The following is a 14,126-nucleotide window of genomic DNA, read 5'->3' on the forward strand; positions in this document are numbered from 1 at the left end:
TTCAGGCCCCGCCGCGCGTTTTCAGCGGATGTTCGGGCATCCGCCACAGGCAGACCAGGGCCACGAACAGCACCAGCCCCAGGCCGGCGAACAGGCGGGCATAGCCGTCGGTGTCCGGGTGGGCGGCGGGTTCCGTGCCCAGGAACAGCAGGGCCACCGCCCCGGGCATCAGCAGCGATGCCGTCAATTGTCGGGCGAAATTATTGGCGGCCGTGACGCTGCCCAGCAGATGCGCCTCCATCATGTTCTGGATGGAGAAGGTGGTGATGGGCAGGATGCCGCCCACCCCGGCGGCGGCCACGGTCAGGGCCAGTTCGGTGACCCACAGGTCCGGCCCGATGGCCGTGCCGATGGTCAGCAGGGCCATGGCGGCGATGGCGGCCATCAGGCCCCATTCACCGATCCGGCGATAGCGGGGCAGGCGCATCATGGCCTGGCCGGTGGCCAGCGACCCGAAGGCCGATCCCACCAGCATCGGCGCCAGGGCCAGCCCGCCCTGGCTGGTCGACAGGCCAAGATGCGTCTGCATGAAGGCGGGGATCAGCGCGATCAGCGCCACGACGCAGGCCGATGCCAGGGCCGCCGATAGGGTGGCGTTGAACACCAGGGGTGAGGCCAGGATATGGGCGGGCACCAGCGGATATGCCGCCAGATGTAGGCGCAACCCGCACAGAACCCAGGCGGCCATGGCAAGGCACAGCAGCAGCCACAGCGGCACACCGGTATCGGTGAACAGCAGCAGGGTCGCCGTATTGGCCAGGATCAGCAGGGCCGCACCGGGCAGGTCGATGGGGCCGGGCCGTTCGACGCTGGGATGGCGGCGCATGACCAGCAGGGCGGTGACCAGCGATACGGCACCGAAACCCAGGCAGGCCCAGAACACGCCCGACCAGTGCGCATATTGGGCGATCAGACCGCCGATGGAGGGTCCGGCCAGTGCACCGGCCAGAAAGGTGGCGGTGGTCCAGCCCTGATACCGCCCGCGTTCGGCCGGTGGAATGATGTCGGCCAGGATGGTCATGATCAGGGCGTTCAGCGTGCCGCCGCCAATGCCCTGCAAAACACGCCCGGTGATCAGCGCGGTGGTGCCGGGCACCAGGGCGCAGCAGGCCGATCCCGCCAGGAACAGGGTGAGCGCCAGCACCAGACTGCGCCGGCGCCCCCAGGTATCGCACAGCCGCCCGAAGATGGGCGTGGCCGCCGTGCCGGCCGCCAGATAGGCGGTGATCACCCAATGCACATCCTGGGGGGAGGTGAAGCTTCCCGCCATGCTGGGCAAAGCCGGGGCCACGATATTCTGGCACAAAGGCCCCAGCAGCAGCGGCAGCAGCAGGCCGATCAGGACCGTCCGCGCCTGTCGCGGGCTGAGGGTGAATTGCGCATTCATGGCCGGCCCCGGTGGGCGTCCAGCATGGCGAGCATTGTGTCGGTGTCGATGACGGCGCCGCTGGTGACGGCGACGTTCAGCAGGGTGGCATTCTGTTCCTCATCCGACATGGCGGCCGTGGCGTCGGCGATGAAATAGACGCGGTACCCCAGGGCGTAGGCATCGCGCGACGTGGATTCACAACAGGCGTTCGACAGGGCGCCGGTGATGACCAGACTGTCGATCCCCAAGGCCCGCAGATGGGTTTGCAGGTCGGATGAGCCGTGGATGAAGGCGCTTTGCCGGTACTTGTCGATCACCAGATCGCCGGGCCGGTGGTCCAGCCCCCCATACACCTCGTGCCCCGGATGGCCCGCCGTCATCGTGCGCCGTGCGGCGATGACCGGCGGGGCCGCCTGTTGCTGCCAGGGGGCAAGGTCGGTGGCGGCTCCGTCCCAGGTGAAGGTCTGACGCAGGAAGATCACCTTCATGCCCGCATCCCGCGCCGCCTCGATCAGCCGGTTGACATTGGGGATGATGGGCAGCCCATAGAGAAGGGCCGCCCGCCGCCCGGAAGCCAGGAAGCTTTCCTGCAAATCGATGACGAGCAGGGCCGCGCGGGCGGGATCGATGCTGTCGAACCTGAAGGTCGTGCGGCTGCGCTTCAGAGCCCAATCGGGCAGGGGTGTGATCGCATGCATCAGCGGCGCGTCTGCAATTTGTGGTAACCCCAGTCGATGCGGGCCTGACGCAGGCTTTTACCGCCTTCTACTGCTTCACGGATGGCGTCCTCAGCCGCGTGGATTTCCTCCGCCGCTGCCAGCACCTCCTCCACCCGTGCCGCCGGGATCACCACGACGCCGTCGCCGTCACCCTTGATCCAGTCGCCGGGTTCGACGCGGATGCCGCCGATGGAAACGGGCACCTGGGTGGCTTCCACCCGCACCCTGTCCTTGCCGGTGCGCATCCAGTTCCCGCGTGAGAAGATGGGGTAGGAAAGCTCCACGATGCGGTCGATATCGCGGCAGACACCATCGATCACCGTGCCGGCAATCTTACGGCTGGTGGCGGTGGAGGTCAGCAGGTCGCCCCAGACGGTGGCGTCCACGCGGCCGTTATTGTCCAACACGATGACCGTGTCCGCGTCCAGATCGTCGATATAATCGCCGACCGTGCCGGGGTCCTGGCCCACGGGGCCGTAACGCAGGGTCCAGGCCCGGCCCGCCAGGCGGAAGGACCGGTCGATGGGCATGATGCCGGCGCACTGGCAAGGGATGCCCAGCCGGTCCATGGCGTCGGACAGATCGGTGCAGCTCAGCGCCTTCACGCGCTCAAGGATGGTGGTACTCATAACGGACCCCGTCGGTCAGCATGGTTTCGTAGGATGCGCCCATGACTTCCGACACGGGCTTGCCGGCGCGCACCGCCTCGGCCATCAGCCGTTCCTTGGCGACGACGCGTTCGGCGGCGGCGATAATGGTTTCCGCCTCATTGGCGGGGATGAAGACCACGCCGCTGCCATCGGCGATGACATAGTCGCCGGGTGCGACGGCCCGGCCGGCGACGTCGATCAGGACGTTCCAGTCCTCCTCCACCACGCGGCCGCGCGCGGTGATGGGCACGGCACCGCGGGCATAGACGGGCAGGCCCATCTCCCGGCTTTCATCGATGTCGCGGCAGACGCCGTCGATAACCACGCCGGCCACGCCGCGTTCACGTGCTGCCAGCGACAGCACGCCGCCCCAGCTGGCGGCATCGGTGCGGCCCTTGTTGGCGATGACGATGATGCTGTCGGGGCCGGCATGTTCGACGGCGGCGGTGCAGAGATGGCGCTTGGACTTCACCCCGACATCGGGGCCAAGCCGCACGGTGACGGCGCGGCCGACGATGCGGTGGGTGGCCGACAGCGCACCCAGGCCCAGCACGGCACCGGTGCCGCCATGGGCATCCATGGCGTCGGATACGGCGCAGGCATCCAGTTTCGCCAGACGTTCAAGCAGAAGATCAGCCATGACCGGCCTCCGGTTCGATGAAGGCCAGGGCATCGCATTGCACCAGCATGCCGTGGCCGAGGGGGCTGTTGATCACCTGGCGTGCAGGGCGGCTTTCCGGGTTGGGAAAGCGCGCGACCCAGGCGGCGTTGATCAGGGGGCGGGCGGCGGGCTCCGCGATCCAGAAGGTCATCTTCACGATGTTGCCCCAGCAACCGCCGCCATCGGCCAGGATGCTGTCCATGTTGGCGAACATGTGGGTGACCTGGGCATCGACCGCGTCGGGCTGTTCACCGGTGGCGGGATCGATCCCGCGCACCCGGCTGGTGGCCAGCAGCGGGCCGTAGCGGCAGGCAGCCGGGATCGGGTTGTCGCCATGTTCCAGGCCCGGCGGGGTGATGGAGCGGCGGATCAGCGTTCCCATGTCTCGCCCCCCGGCAGATTGTAGATGGCGATGGTGCTGTCGCCGGCGCGCAGCCGGGCGAAGATCGCCTGTTCGGCGGCGTCGCGGCCTTCGGCCTTCTCAACGATGTCCGCCGCGCGGGATGCCGGGATGACCACGACGCCATCGGCATCGCCCAGCACCCAGTCGCCTGGGTTGATGGTGGTTTCGCCCAGGGTGATGGGCTGGTTCAGGGTGCCGGCACCGTCCGGGTCCTTGCCCGTGCCACGGATGGCGATCTGGCTGGCGAAGACGGGGAACCCCATCTCCACCATCCGCCGGCTGTCGCGCACACCGCTGGCGATCACCAGTCCGGCAATGCCGCGCACCTGCGCCGCCAGCGCCATGACTTCCCCCCAGCAACCATATTCCGCGTCACCGGCATCGACGACCAGCACGTCGCCGGGCGATGCGCGGTAGATGGCGCGGTGAAGCCAGAGATTGTCGCCGGGCGGCGATTTCACCGGGAAGGCCGGGCCGGACAGCCTCAGGTTTGGGCAGAGCGGTTTCAAGGCGGCGGGCAGGGCGCCGATCTTGCCCGCCGCCTCGTGCACCGTGGCGGTGGATTGGCGGGCGGCGCGTTCACGCAAAAGCTTGTCCATGGGTCAGACCTTCAGGCGCGGGAAGATCTTGCGCGCATTATGCTCATAGAGCTTGGCGCGATCTTCGTCGGTCAGACTGTCGATACGGTCGATCGTGTATTTGAAATCATCCATGGGGCGGCCGGTGGCCAGATCGATGCCGCCGCCGCTGCCCGGCCGTTCGGTGCCGAACAGGCAATTGTCGGTGCCCACCACCTTCAGCAGCAGTTCGATGGATTCCTTGGCATGGACGTCGGTGTCGAAATAGAGCCGGCGCAGGGCGTCGTCGAAGGTGGTCAGGTCCGGCGGCGGGGGCGGCAAGGGGGCACCGGCCCAGCCGGCGGCCGACAGGTCGCGGAAATACTGGGCGATATGCGGCTTGCGCGCCGATTGTTCCAGGAACCAGTGCGAGCGCCAGCGGCCGATCTGATAGGGGATGGACCCGCCGCCATGGCTGATCATCACCTTCAGGTCGGGATAGCGCTGGAACACGTCGGAATGAACGAGCGCCGTGACGGCCAGGCTTTCCTCGGTCGCGAAATGCTCGTCATAGGTTTCGCGGCCGCAGCAGCCGGCGCTGTGGATATGCACCGGGATCTGCAATTCGATGCATTTCTCCCACAGGGGATGCCAGTAGGGATCGGACAGGCGCGGCGACTTGCCCCCGCCTTCATCCGGGTCGGGATTGACCAGAGCGCCGACGAAGCCCAGTTCGTTGACGCAGCGTTCCAGTTCCGGAAACACGATCTCGATCGGCTGGCCCGACACCTGCGGCAGGCCGGCGACGCCGCGGAAGCGGGTGGGGTGAAGCTGCACCGTCTCATGGATCAGGTCGTTCTGCAGGCCGATCCAGATGGCCACGTCCTTGGCCACCTTGTGCGAATGCCACAGGGTGAAGGGCCGGGGCGACAGCAGCTGGATGTCGGTGCCGACCTTGTCCATGATGGCGATGCATTCGGCGGCGGCCTTTTCGACCTCGCCTTCCTTCATCCAGCGGTTCCGGTACCATTCCTTGGGGTACTGGCCGTTGGACGCCTGCAAAACCGTGCGGATGGCGAAGACGGAGGAGGGGGTGAGCAGATGCGCGTGCGCGTCGATGATCATTATCATCGCTCCTGTGTCGGGGCGGCGGCGCGGGGCCGCCAGATCATGAAGGCCAGACCGATGCCGGTGCCGGCAGGCGTGCGAAAGACGGGCAGGTAAGTGGCGGGTTCCGCCGCCAGGGCGCGGAGCGCACCGCCCGCCATGATCCAGTTGAGGATTTCCGAATTGCCCGACCGCAGGGCGTGCGGCGGGATGCCGGTCAGCTGTTCCGGCGCGTCCGCCGCCAACCCGTCCAGCACAGCCCGGTCCAGCACGGGATCGGTGGCGAAATGCGACAGTCCGCCGGACGCGATGACGCAGATGCGCCGGTTGCCGGGCAGCGCCGCCAGTGCTGCCGCCAGCTTCTCCCCCACCTCCCAGCAGCGGGCGGGGGTGGGGACGTTGGGCGGGAAATAGGTGTTCAGCATCAAGGCCAGCACCGGCACCGGTGCCCGGCCCAGCAGCCGGTCGATGACGAAGCCATAGGCATGGCCGAAGCCATGTTCCTCCGGTTTTTTCACCTGGGAGGCCAGGCCGATATCCACGCCCTGGGTGATCAGATGTTCGATCACCTTTAGCGCGTCGGCAGGCGCTGCCGGGTGGCGATGGACCGTGTCCATCATGTAGCCGACATTGGCCGCCCGGTACCATTCCGGCAGGTTGGGCGCCACCTCTCCCTTGGGGTGGGTGACGATCTCGTCGCCCGTATAAAGCGAGATGGCCGGCGTGTGGGACAGGCCGAACAGTTCCTCCTGATCGTCACCGATGATGACGACAAGGTCGGGTTCGGCCTGTTTGATGGCGGCGGCCAGCCGGTCCAGCTCCGCCTGTGCCTGGGTAGCCAGAGTGGCGAACCGTTCCGGCGTGGCGTCGGCTTCGTAACGGTCAGCCACTTCGGCGCTCAGTTGCGCATACGGAATGACACGGCCATCGGCCAGCCAGATCTTCTGGCGGCGGCGATCATCATCGCCGCGCGCGGCCCAGAGTTCCGGCTTGATGGCCAGAAGTGGGCTGTGGGAGGTGCCGATGCCAAGGACGATGCGGCTCATCTCTGCATTCCCCTTTACAGGTCCAGGACCAGACGCCCGCTTTTGGCGCCGGAACAGCAGATCATCATGGTCTTGTTCGACGCGCGTTCCTTGGGACTGAGGATCAGGTCGCGATGGTCGGGTTCACCCGACAGGACCTTGGTCTCACACGAGCCGCAGACGCCCTCCATGCAGGAATAGGGAACGTCCACCCCGGCATCCAGGCAGACATCCAGGATGGTCTTGCCCTCTGGCACCGGGATCGATTTGCCGCTACGCGCCAGTTCCACGACATAGCCACCGCCGGTGGCCGGTGCCTCCACGCCCGCGAAATATTCGACATGGGTGCGGCCCTCGGGCAGGTGGGTGGTCGCCGCCTCGAACGCCTTGATCATCGGGGTTGGGCCGCAGCAATAGAAATGCGCGTCGCCGGCATTGCGGACGGCGGCCGCGATATCCAGCAGCTTGCCCCCCGGCTCCCCATCGAAATTCAGCACCAGGGCGTCGGGTTTGTCGGCGGCCAGCTGCGCCAGTTCGGCCAGGAAGCCGGCATTGCGGCGCTGGCGGACGCAGTAATACAGCGTCCAGTCGCGGCCCAGTGTCGCCAGCCGCCGCACCATGGCCAGCATCGGCGTGACGCCGATGCCGCCGGCGAACAGCACGGAGCGGCCGGCACCCTCTTCCAGCGGGAAATTGTTGCGCGGCGGGGAGATGGACAGCACCTGTCCCGGCCGCATTTCGGCATGCACGTAGCGGGAGCCGCCCCGGCTGGCCACATCCAGCCCGACGCCGATGACATAGCGGTGACGCTCTCGCTGGTCATTGGACAGGGAATAGGAACGGATCAAGCCGTTGGGCAGATGCAGGTCGATATGGGCGCCGGCGGCGAAGGATGGCAGTGGGTCGCCATTCAGCGGGCGCAGGTCCAGCGACAGCACGCCGTCGGCCTCATAGCTCATGGACATGACGCGGATGTCGAGGGTGGGAACATTGCTCATGCTGAGAGCCCCAGTTGGATGTCGCGACGCTCACGCGCCGATTGCAGGACGGCGAGGCAGACCTGGACGGTGGCCCGCCCGAATTCGCCATCATGGATGGGGGCCTGTCCGTGCCGCACGGCGGCATACAGTTCCTCCAGCACGTCACCCCGGCCGGGGCGCCAGGCATGGCGGTCGGTGGTGATGGCGCGGACACCGTCGCGGCCGTACAGCGTGACCCCGTCCGGCGTTAGCCGCAGGTCGCCGCCGAGGCAGGTGGCCAGCACCAGACCGAAATGCGGCTGATGCGGGGGCATGCCGGCGCTGAGGCCGGAGCCATAGCCGTAACGGTCGCGCCGTGCCGCCGCCTCGTCGGTGGTAGCCAGGGCACGGCGGGTGGCACCCTGTGCCGGGCGCTTGGCGAACCCGCCCTCACCGACCCAGTCATAGAATTCGTCGCTGTCGAACCCGTCATGGCCGCTATAGGTCAGGGTGGCCGCCGCGCCATCGGCGAATTCCAGCAGCACGGAATAGAGCCCTTCGGTATTGCGGGCCGGGTCGAGGGCGCGTGCTACAGCGCGGACGCTGGTCACGGGGGAGGGGACCAGGGTGCGGACCATGTCCACTTGATGCGGCAGCTGGTTGAACAGCACGCCGCCGCCCAGATCGGTGCGCAATTCCTCCGGCCGGCGGGGACGATAGAGGAAGTCGGTATAGTTGAGCGCCGTGACCAGGGCGGCGGGCCCGACCTCCGCCTCCATCAGCCGCCGGGCGGTCAGCAATGACGGATCGAAGCCGTGGGAATGACCGACGATCAGGGTGACGTCGGCGGCATCACAGGCCGCGATCATCGCGTCGCAATCGGCCAGCGACAGGGCCATGGGCTTTTCCACCACCACATGCTTGCCGGCGGATGCGGCCCTGACGACATGGTCGCGGTGCATCTGGTGCGGGGTGGCGATATAGACGGCGTCCACGTCGCCGCTTTCCAGCAGCGGGCCGATATCCCCATGCACGGGCACGTCGAAATCGGCGGCGAAGCGGCCGCGCAGGGTGGCGTCGGGATCGGCGGCGGCGGCGATGCGGAAGCCCGGATGCGACAGGGCCGCCTGCACCATCACCCCGCCCGCCATGCCCAGGCCGACAATGCCCAGGCGCAGCGGTGCTGGCAGCCCGCTTCTCATGGGATCAAGCCTTCCTGCGGGTCGAGGCGGACTTCCGTCGCATAGGTGGCCAGCAGCGTGTCGAAGCTTTCGATGGGGCAGACCTTGGAAATGGCGCGGGCGCGGAAGGCGTCGGGATTGGTCACCATCGGCGGATCGATGCCGTCGGCCAGATCTTCGGCCATGCGCAGCAGGCGGCGCCGCGCGGTCACCACGGCGCGGTCGGAACCGACCAGATGTTCCTGGCTGCGGTCAACGATGCCGGGATCGGCGTCGCCGATGGTCATGGAGGATTCCGCCAGGGCCCGGTCCTGGTCATGCACGCCCCAGATGCCGCTGTAATTCACATTCTGCTGCATCTCGCGGCTCAGCTCGAAATCATTCTCCTTGCTGGCCACGGGCAGGAACGTGTCGATGATATAGCCGCCGGGCAGGGCGAAGGTGCCGCGGTTCATGCGCGGCGGGAACAGGGCGCCCGAGGCGTAGGTGGTCAGTTCCTTCTCGTTCAACGGCCGGTCGACACGGTAGCCGAAGGTGAAAACCGTGGTGTGGTTGTCATCGATCGGCACCCAGGCCCGCCCGCCGGCCGAGGCGAAATCACCCGGCGCATGCGGGATGAAGCTGAACATCGGCGCCATCCATTGCGTGACGCGCCAGAAGAAATCATCGCCCAGGCGGCGGCGGGCGCCATAGGTGAAGCCGTAGAAGGTTTCCCGCAGTTCGATCACCGGGGCGCCGTCGGCATCGGCCAGGGCCGCACCGGTGGACGCCTTCTTGGAATTGTCGGTGTCGAAATCCTTATGCAGCCAGCTGATATGCGAGCTGTCGATCTCGCCTTCCAGCCCCTGCGACCAGTTTGTGCGCTGCAGCCAGCGGGCGACATAGTTCTGGCCGGCGGGGACCAGGGTGTTCTCGAACGCCGGGAAGGCGGGCTGCTTTTCCTTGGGCCCCATATAGACCCAGACGGCGCCCCCGGCCTCATGCGTGGGGTAGGCCCGGATGCCGACCTTCTTGCGGATGTCGGGCGCGTCGGCGGGGACGTTGGGCGTCTCCACGCATTCGCCATCCACATTGAACTTCCAGCCATGGTAGGGGCAGCGGATGCCGCAATTCTCGTTACGGCCGAAATAGAGCGGCGCCAGACGGTGGGAACAATAGGCGCGGACGATGCCGACACGACCGTCCGTGTCCCGGAACGCCACCAGCTCCTCCCCCAGGATCTTCAGCCGCACGGGCGGGCAGTCCGGCTTTTCCACTTCGCTGACCAGCAGGGCCGGAAGCCAGAAGCGGCGGAACAGGTTGCCCATCGCGGTGCCGGGCCCGACCCGGGAGAGGGTTTCGTTGGCCTCTTTCTTCAACATGACAATTCTCCGGGTGCCGTCGCGGCGGACGCGCCTAGCGTGCGGGCAGGACGTTGCGGGGGTCCTGGGACAGGACCAGGTTCCAGAGCTTCTGACCCGTGGGGTCGCTCTCTTCCTCGATCAGGTGGCCGATCAGGCCGGCGCAGCGGCCGACCAGGGCCAGGCCGCGCGCCATGTGGGTGGGCAGGCCCATATCGTTGATCATGGCGCCCACGGCCCCGGCGGTGTTGGCCACCAGCCGGCGCTTCAGCATCCGGCCCGTGGCCTCGTCCAGCGCCAGCAGCAGGCGCCAGTTCAGCCCGTAATAGCCGTTGCGCTCCGACACGGCGCGCAGGGCCGGGATGCGGGGATCGCCATGGGTGTGGATATTGTGGCCCAGGCCGGACAAGGGCAGGCGGGCGGCGCGGCGGGTGGTGATCATGGCTTCGGCCACCGCCATCACCTCCGCATCGCTGGCATCTGGGGACAGGTTGGAGGCCCCTTCCTTCAGCATGATGGCGGCGTTTTCCATGGCGCCCAGGAAGGCGCTGCCCGCCCCCAGCAGGCCGGCGGCGACGGCACCCTGGATGGCTTCCGGCGCGCCGGTCAGGGTCAGGCGGGCGGCGATGGCGCTGGGCGTCAGGCCGTGATCGGTGACGGTGACCAGCACCGTGTTGATCATGTCCCGCTCATTGCCCTGGCAGGTGCGGCCCAGGATGACCAGCATCATCATGTCGATGAAATCGATCTTGCCGATCAACTCATCGGCCAGGTTGCGGCCGCGCACCGTGATGGCATCGACGGTGGTATAGCCGATTTCGGTCTTGATCATTGGTCGGCCTCGATTGGTGTGTTGCTGACCAGCAGCGCGTCGAGCGCCAGGACGCCGGACCCCTCGGGTCCGACCCAGACGGGGTTCAATTCCAGTTCCTCGATGCTGTCGGCATGGGCGGCGACGAAGGAGGACAGCTTCAGCAGCAGGTCGGTCAGGGCCGCCAGATCGGCGGGCGGCTTGCCGCGATAACCGGTCAGCAGCGCGGCGCAGCGCGGTTCCAGCAGCATCGCCTTGGCCGACGCGGGCGTGAGGGGCAGCAGCCGGCGGCTGACATCCTTGAACAGTTCCACGAACACCCCGCCCAGGCCGACGGTCAGCACATGGCCGAAGGTGGCGTCACGGCTGACGCCGATCAGCATTTCCACCCCGCCGGCACCGGCCATCTGTTCCAGCAGGACGCCATTCACCCGCGCACCGGGCGCCTTTGTGGCGGCATTGTCCATGATGCGGGCGAAGGCGTCGGCGGCCTGGGCGGCCGACTGGATGCCGACGATGACGCCGCCGATATCGGACTTGTGGGCGATGTCGGCGCTGGCCACCTTGGCGACCAGGGGCAGGCCCAGGCTTTGTGCGGCCGCGTGTGCCTCGGTGGCGGAGCGGACCAGCATGCCCTTGGGCACCTTGATGCCGGCCTTGGCCAGCAGCTTCTTGGCGGCACCTTCGGTCAGGCTGTGGCGGATATCAGAGCCGGGATTGGAGGCCAGCGTACGCCAGCCCTTCTCCTGCATCTCCGCCGCCCAGCGGCCGCGATCCAGCCAGCGGCGGATGCATTTGGCGGCTTTCTTGACGCCACGGCCCGGCACCAGCCCGCCCTCGGCCAGGGCGGTCCAACCGCCGCCCAGCCGGTCGCTGGTCCAGACGGCGACGATGGGCGTGTCCGTCTCATTCTGGACGCGGACGCAATCCTCGGCGATGGCCTGGGTCAGTTCGGCATAGTCGCAGGGGAAGGGATAGAGGATGACACCCGTTTGCGGATCGTCGGTGACGGCCTTCAGACTGTCATAGGCGATGGCGGAATTGGTCAGGATGTCGGACGTGGCATCGACCGGGTTGGCATAGGCCGCGTAATCCGGCAGGGCCGCCTTCAGCCGTTCCAGCGTCTGCGGCGCGAAACTCGCCAGTTCTAGCCCGGCCTCTCCCACCGCGTCGGCGGCCAGTGCGCAGGCGCCGCCGGAGAAGCCGTAGACGGCGACCTTCTCCGCCCCCGTGGGCCGCCGGCGGGCGAACAGGGCGGCGGTATCGACCAGTTCGTCCAGGTCATCGACCTCGACCACACCGGCCTGACGGAAGGCGGCACTGTTCACCTCCGCCGCACCGGAAATAGACCCGGTATGGGAGGCGACGGCGCGCGCGCCATAGTCGGAACGCCCGACCTTCAGCGCGATGACCGGCTTGTTGCGTTCGGCCGCGTACAGGGCGGCGTCGATGAAGGCGTTGCCGTCCTTGATCCCCTCCATGGCCGTGGCGATGGTGGTGATGTCGTCGGCATCGGCCATGTAGCGGATGAAGTCGCTGACATTCAGGTCGACCTCGTTCCCGGTCGAGGCCCACAGCCCCACGCCCACACCGCGTTCCAGTGCCTGCAGGAAACAGCGGCCGATGCCGCCGCCCTGGGTGGCGAGGCCAATGGGGCCCGGCCGCTGGTCCACCTTGAACGAGGGGGAGAACATCATGCCCAGGCGGGCATTCAGGTTGCACAGGCCGGGGCTGTTGGGGCCGTAGATGCGCATGCCGCTGTCGCGGCCGATGCGCTTCATCTCCGCCTCCGCCGCGCGGCCTTCCTCCCCCATCTCGCCGAAGCCGGAGGTGAAGACCAGGGCGAAGCGGGTGCCGCGTTCGGCGGCGGCGCGCAATGCGTCGAGCGTATGGGCCGCCGGCACCACCAGCAGGGCGACGTCGGGGGCGTCGGGCAGGTCGCGGATGCTGGCATAGCAGGGGCGGCCGCGCAGTTCGGCGCGCCCCGGATTGATCATATAGGTCTCACCCCGGAAGTCGGAATGGTCCAGCAGATTGCCGACGGTGCGGGCACCCAGGCTGCCGGGCCGGTCCGAAGCGCCGATGATGGCGATGGAGCGCGGGTTGACAAGGCGGGACAGGTCGGGGGCGGAGAGGGGGGCGTTCATGGATCGGCCCCTTCTCAGAACGGCTCGCAGTACGGGCGCAGGTCCATCTCGTGCGTCCAGGCGTTGCGCGGCTGGATCAGCACGGTCCAGAACGCCTCGGCGATCTGTTCGATATCGATCATGCCGTCTTCGGGACGGGCATCCTTGGCATGGGGGAAGCGGCTGTTCAGCCGGTCACCATCGATGGGGCCATGCGGGATGATATTGGCGACATGGATGTTCTTCGGCCCATATTCGCGGGCGAAGGCCTGGGCGATGGCGCGCTGGCCGAACTTGGCCGAGGCATAGGCCGTCAGCTTGGGCCGGGCGATCACACCGGAAATGGAGCCGGTGAACAGGATGGCCCCGCCGCCGGTTTCCAGCATGGCGCGCGCCGCCTCCCGCGCCACCACGAAGCTGCCGAAACAGTTGGTGCGCCAGACCTGTTCGAAGAAGTCGCCGTCCATTTCCAGCGGGTTGGGGCGCCATTGGCTGCCGCCGGCATTGTAGATGGCGACACTCAGCGTCCCCAGGGTCTTTACCTGTTCATAGGCCGCCGTCACCCCGGCTTCGGTGCCGACATCGGCGATCACGGCCACGGCGTCGCCCCCGGCCTCGTTGATCTCGCGGACGACGGTTTCAACCTTTTCCGCCGTGCGGCCGGTGACGGCGACGCGACAGCCGCCACGCGCCAGACGGCGGGCGATGGCGGCACCGGTGCCGGCACTGGCACCCACCCCGACGATCCAGGCCACGCTGCCGGCCGGCGGCGGGCCACCCTGGATCGGCCAGGGCTTGGCCGTTTGCTTGTTGTCTGCCATGGGACGTTCCCCTCAGAAGCTCGTTGTCAACGGTATTTCGTTTATCTCTACGAAATATCGATATTGTGGTCAACCGCTATCGTTCGTGCGGCCAATCATTAATCACGGCATTTCGATATGATATGCGAGAAACCGTGAAAATACAGCCTGATCCTGGAGGAGGGAGGGGCGGGCAGGCGCGGGCGACGGCGTGCCGCTTCCGGTTTCGCGGCCTGTGGCCGGCGATGGGACGTGCCTGTGATGTATACTTCGACAGGTCGTGTTTGTTAACGGCAGGGTATGGGGCTGAACGAATCGAGAATCCTGCGATCGTATGCAAGGCGGCTTGTTGAACCGCCGGGAAGCAGGCATGCTTAAAACACGGGGTCGGCCGATAAAGCCATGGATGGCTGCGCCT

General features: G+C 67.3%; 14 protein-coding genes. All 14 read right to left on the reverse strand.

The window, feature by feature from the left end:
* Window position 1: 1 nt before the first annotated feature.
* The 14 genes from ACM9HJ_RS00885 to ACM9HJ_RS00950 are packed head-to-tail and all read right to left on the reverse strand — an operon-like array spanning window position 2 to window position 13,729.
* Window positions 2–1,387 (reverse strand): MFS transporter, encoded by a 1,386-nt coding sequence (locus ACM9HJ_RS00885; RefSeq protein WP_416569779.1) that lies wholly within the window; start codon window positions 1,385–1,387, stop codon window positions 2–4.
* Window positions 1,384–2,067 (reverse strand): isochorismatase family protein, encoded by a 684-nt coding sequence (locus ACM9HJ_RS00890; protein WP_416569780.1) that lies wholly within the window; start codon window positions 2,065–2,067, stop codon window positions 1,384–1,386. The genes ACM9HJ_RS00885 and ACM9HJ_RS00890 overlap by 4 nt, the downstream gene beginning before the upstream one ends.
* Window positions 2,067–2,717, reverse strand: coding sequence for an RraA family protein (locus tag ACM9HJ_RS00895; RefSeq protein ID WP_416569781.1), 651 nt, complete (start codon window positions 2,715–2,717; stop codon window positions 2,067–2,069). The genes ACM9HJ_RS00890 and ACM9HJ_RS00895 overlap by 1 nt, the downstream gene beginning before the upstream one ends.
* Window positions 2,698–3,378: an RraA family protein gene (locus ACM9HJ_RS00900; protein ID WP_416569782.1), complete on the reverse strand. Its 681-nt coding sequence runs from the start codon at window positions 3,376–3,378 to the stop codon at window positions 2,698–2,700. The genes ACM9HJ_RS00895 and ACM9HJ_RS00900 overlap by 20 nt, the downstream gene beginning before the upstream one ends.
* Window positions 3,371–3,781, reverse strand: a complete 411-nt coding sequence (locus ACM9HJ_RS00905; RefSeq protein WP_416569783.1) for a RidA family protein — start codon at window positions 3,779–3,781, stop codon at window positions 3,371–3,373. Before ACM9HJ_RS00905 ends, ACM9HJ_RS00900 begins: the two co-directional genes overlap by 8 nt.
* Window positions 3,769–4,401, reverse strand: coding sequence for an RraA family protein (locus ACM9HJ_RS00910; protein WP_416569784.1), 633 nt, complete (start codon window positions 4,399–4,401; stop codon window positions 3,769–3,771). Before ACM9HJ_RS00910 ends, ACM9HJ_RS00905 begins: the two co-directional genes overlap by 13 nt.
* A gap of 3 nt (window positions 4,402–4,404) precedes the next feature.
* Window positions 4,405–5,484, reverse strand: a complete 1,080-nt coding sequence (locus ACM9HJ_RS00915; protein WP_416569785.1) for an amidohydrolase family protein — start codon at window positions 5,482–5,484, stop codon at window positions 4,405–4,407.
* A 2-nt stretch (window positions 5,485–5,486) separates the two neighbouring features.
* Window positions 5,487–6,512: a hypothetical protein gene (locus tag ACM9HJ_RS00920; RefSeq protein WP_416569786.1), complete on the reverse strand. Its 1,026-nt coding sequence runs from the start codon at window positions 6,510–6,512 to the stop codon at window positions 5,487–5,489.
* A gap of 14 nt (window positions 6,513–6,526) precedes the next feature.
* Window positions 6,527–7,489, reverse strand: a complete 963-nt coding sequence (locus ACM9HJ_RS00925) for a PDR/VanB family oxidoreductase (protein WP_416569787.1) — start codon at window positions 7,487–7,489, stop codon at window positions 6,527–6,529.
* Entirely contained in the window at window positions 7,486–8,652 is a 1,167-nt protein-coding gene (locus ACM9HJ_RS00930; protein WP_416569788.1) for a Gfo/Idh/MocA family oxidoreductase, read from the reverse strand. The genes ACM9HJ_RS00925 and ACM9HJ_RS00930 overlap by 4 nt, the downstream gene beginning before the upstream one ends.
* Window positions 8,649–9,992: a Rieske 2Fe-2S domain-containing protein gene (locus ACM9HJ_RS00935; protein ID WP_416569789.1), complete on the reverse strand. Its 1,344-nt coding sequence runs from the start codon at window positions 9,990–9,992 to the stop codon at window positions 8,649–8,651. The genes ACM9HJ_RS00930 and ACM9HJ_RS00935 overlap by 4 nt, the downstream gene beginning before the upstream one ends.
* Before the next feature lie 34 nt (window positions 9,993–10,026).
* A complete protein-coding gene (locus tag ACM9HJ_RS00940; RefSeq protein WP_416569790.1) occupies window positions 10,027–10,803 on the reverse strand; it encodes a citryl-CoA lyase in 777 nt (258 codons plus the stop codon).
* Complete coding sequence (locus tag ACM9HJ_RS00945) at window positions 10,800–12,929, reverse strand: acetate--CoA ligase family protein (RefSeq protein WP_416569791.1); 2,130 nt, start codon at window positions 12,927–12,929, stop codon at window positions 10,800–10,802. The genes ACM9HJ_RS00940 and ACM9HJ_RS00945 overlap by 4 nt, the downstream gene beginning before the upstream one ends.
* Before the next feature lie 14 nt (window positions 12,930–12,943).
* A complete protein-coding gene (locus ACM9HJ_RS00950) occupies window positions 12,944–13,729 on the reverse strand; it encodes an SDR family NAD(P)-dependent oxidoreductase (protein ID WP_416569792.1) in 786 nt (261 codons plus the stop codon).
* Between the last annotated feature and the right edge of the window lie 397 nt (window positions 13,730–14,126).

Origin of the sequence: Niveispirillum sp. KHB5.9 (assembly GCF_048066115.1) — a bacterium.
In the GTDB taxonomy this organism is placed as follows: Bacteria; Pseudomonadota; Alphaproteobacteria; order Azospirillales; family Azospirillaceae; genus Niveispirillum.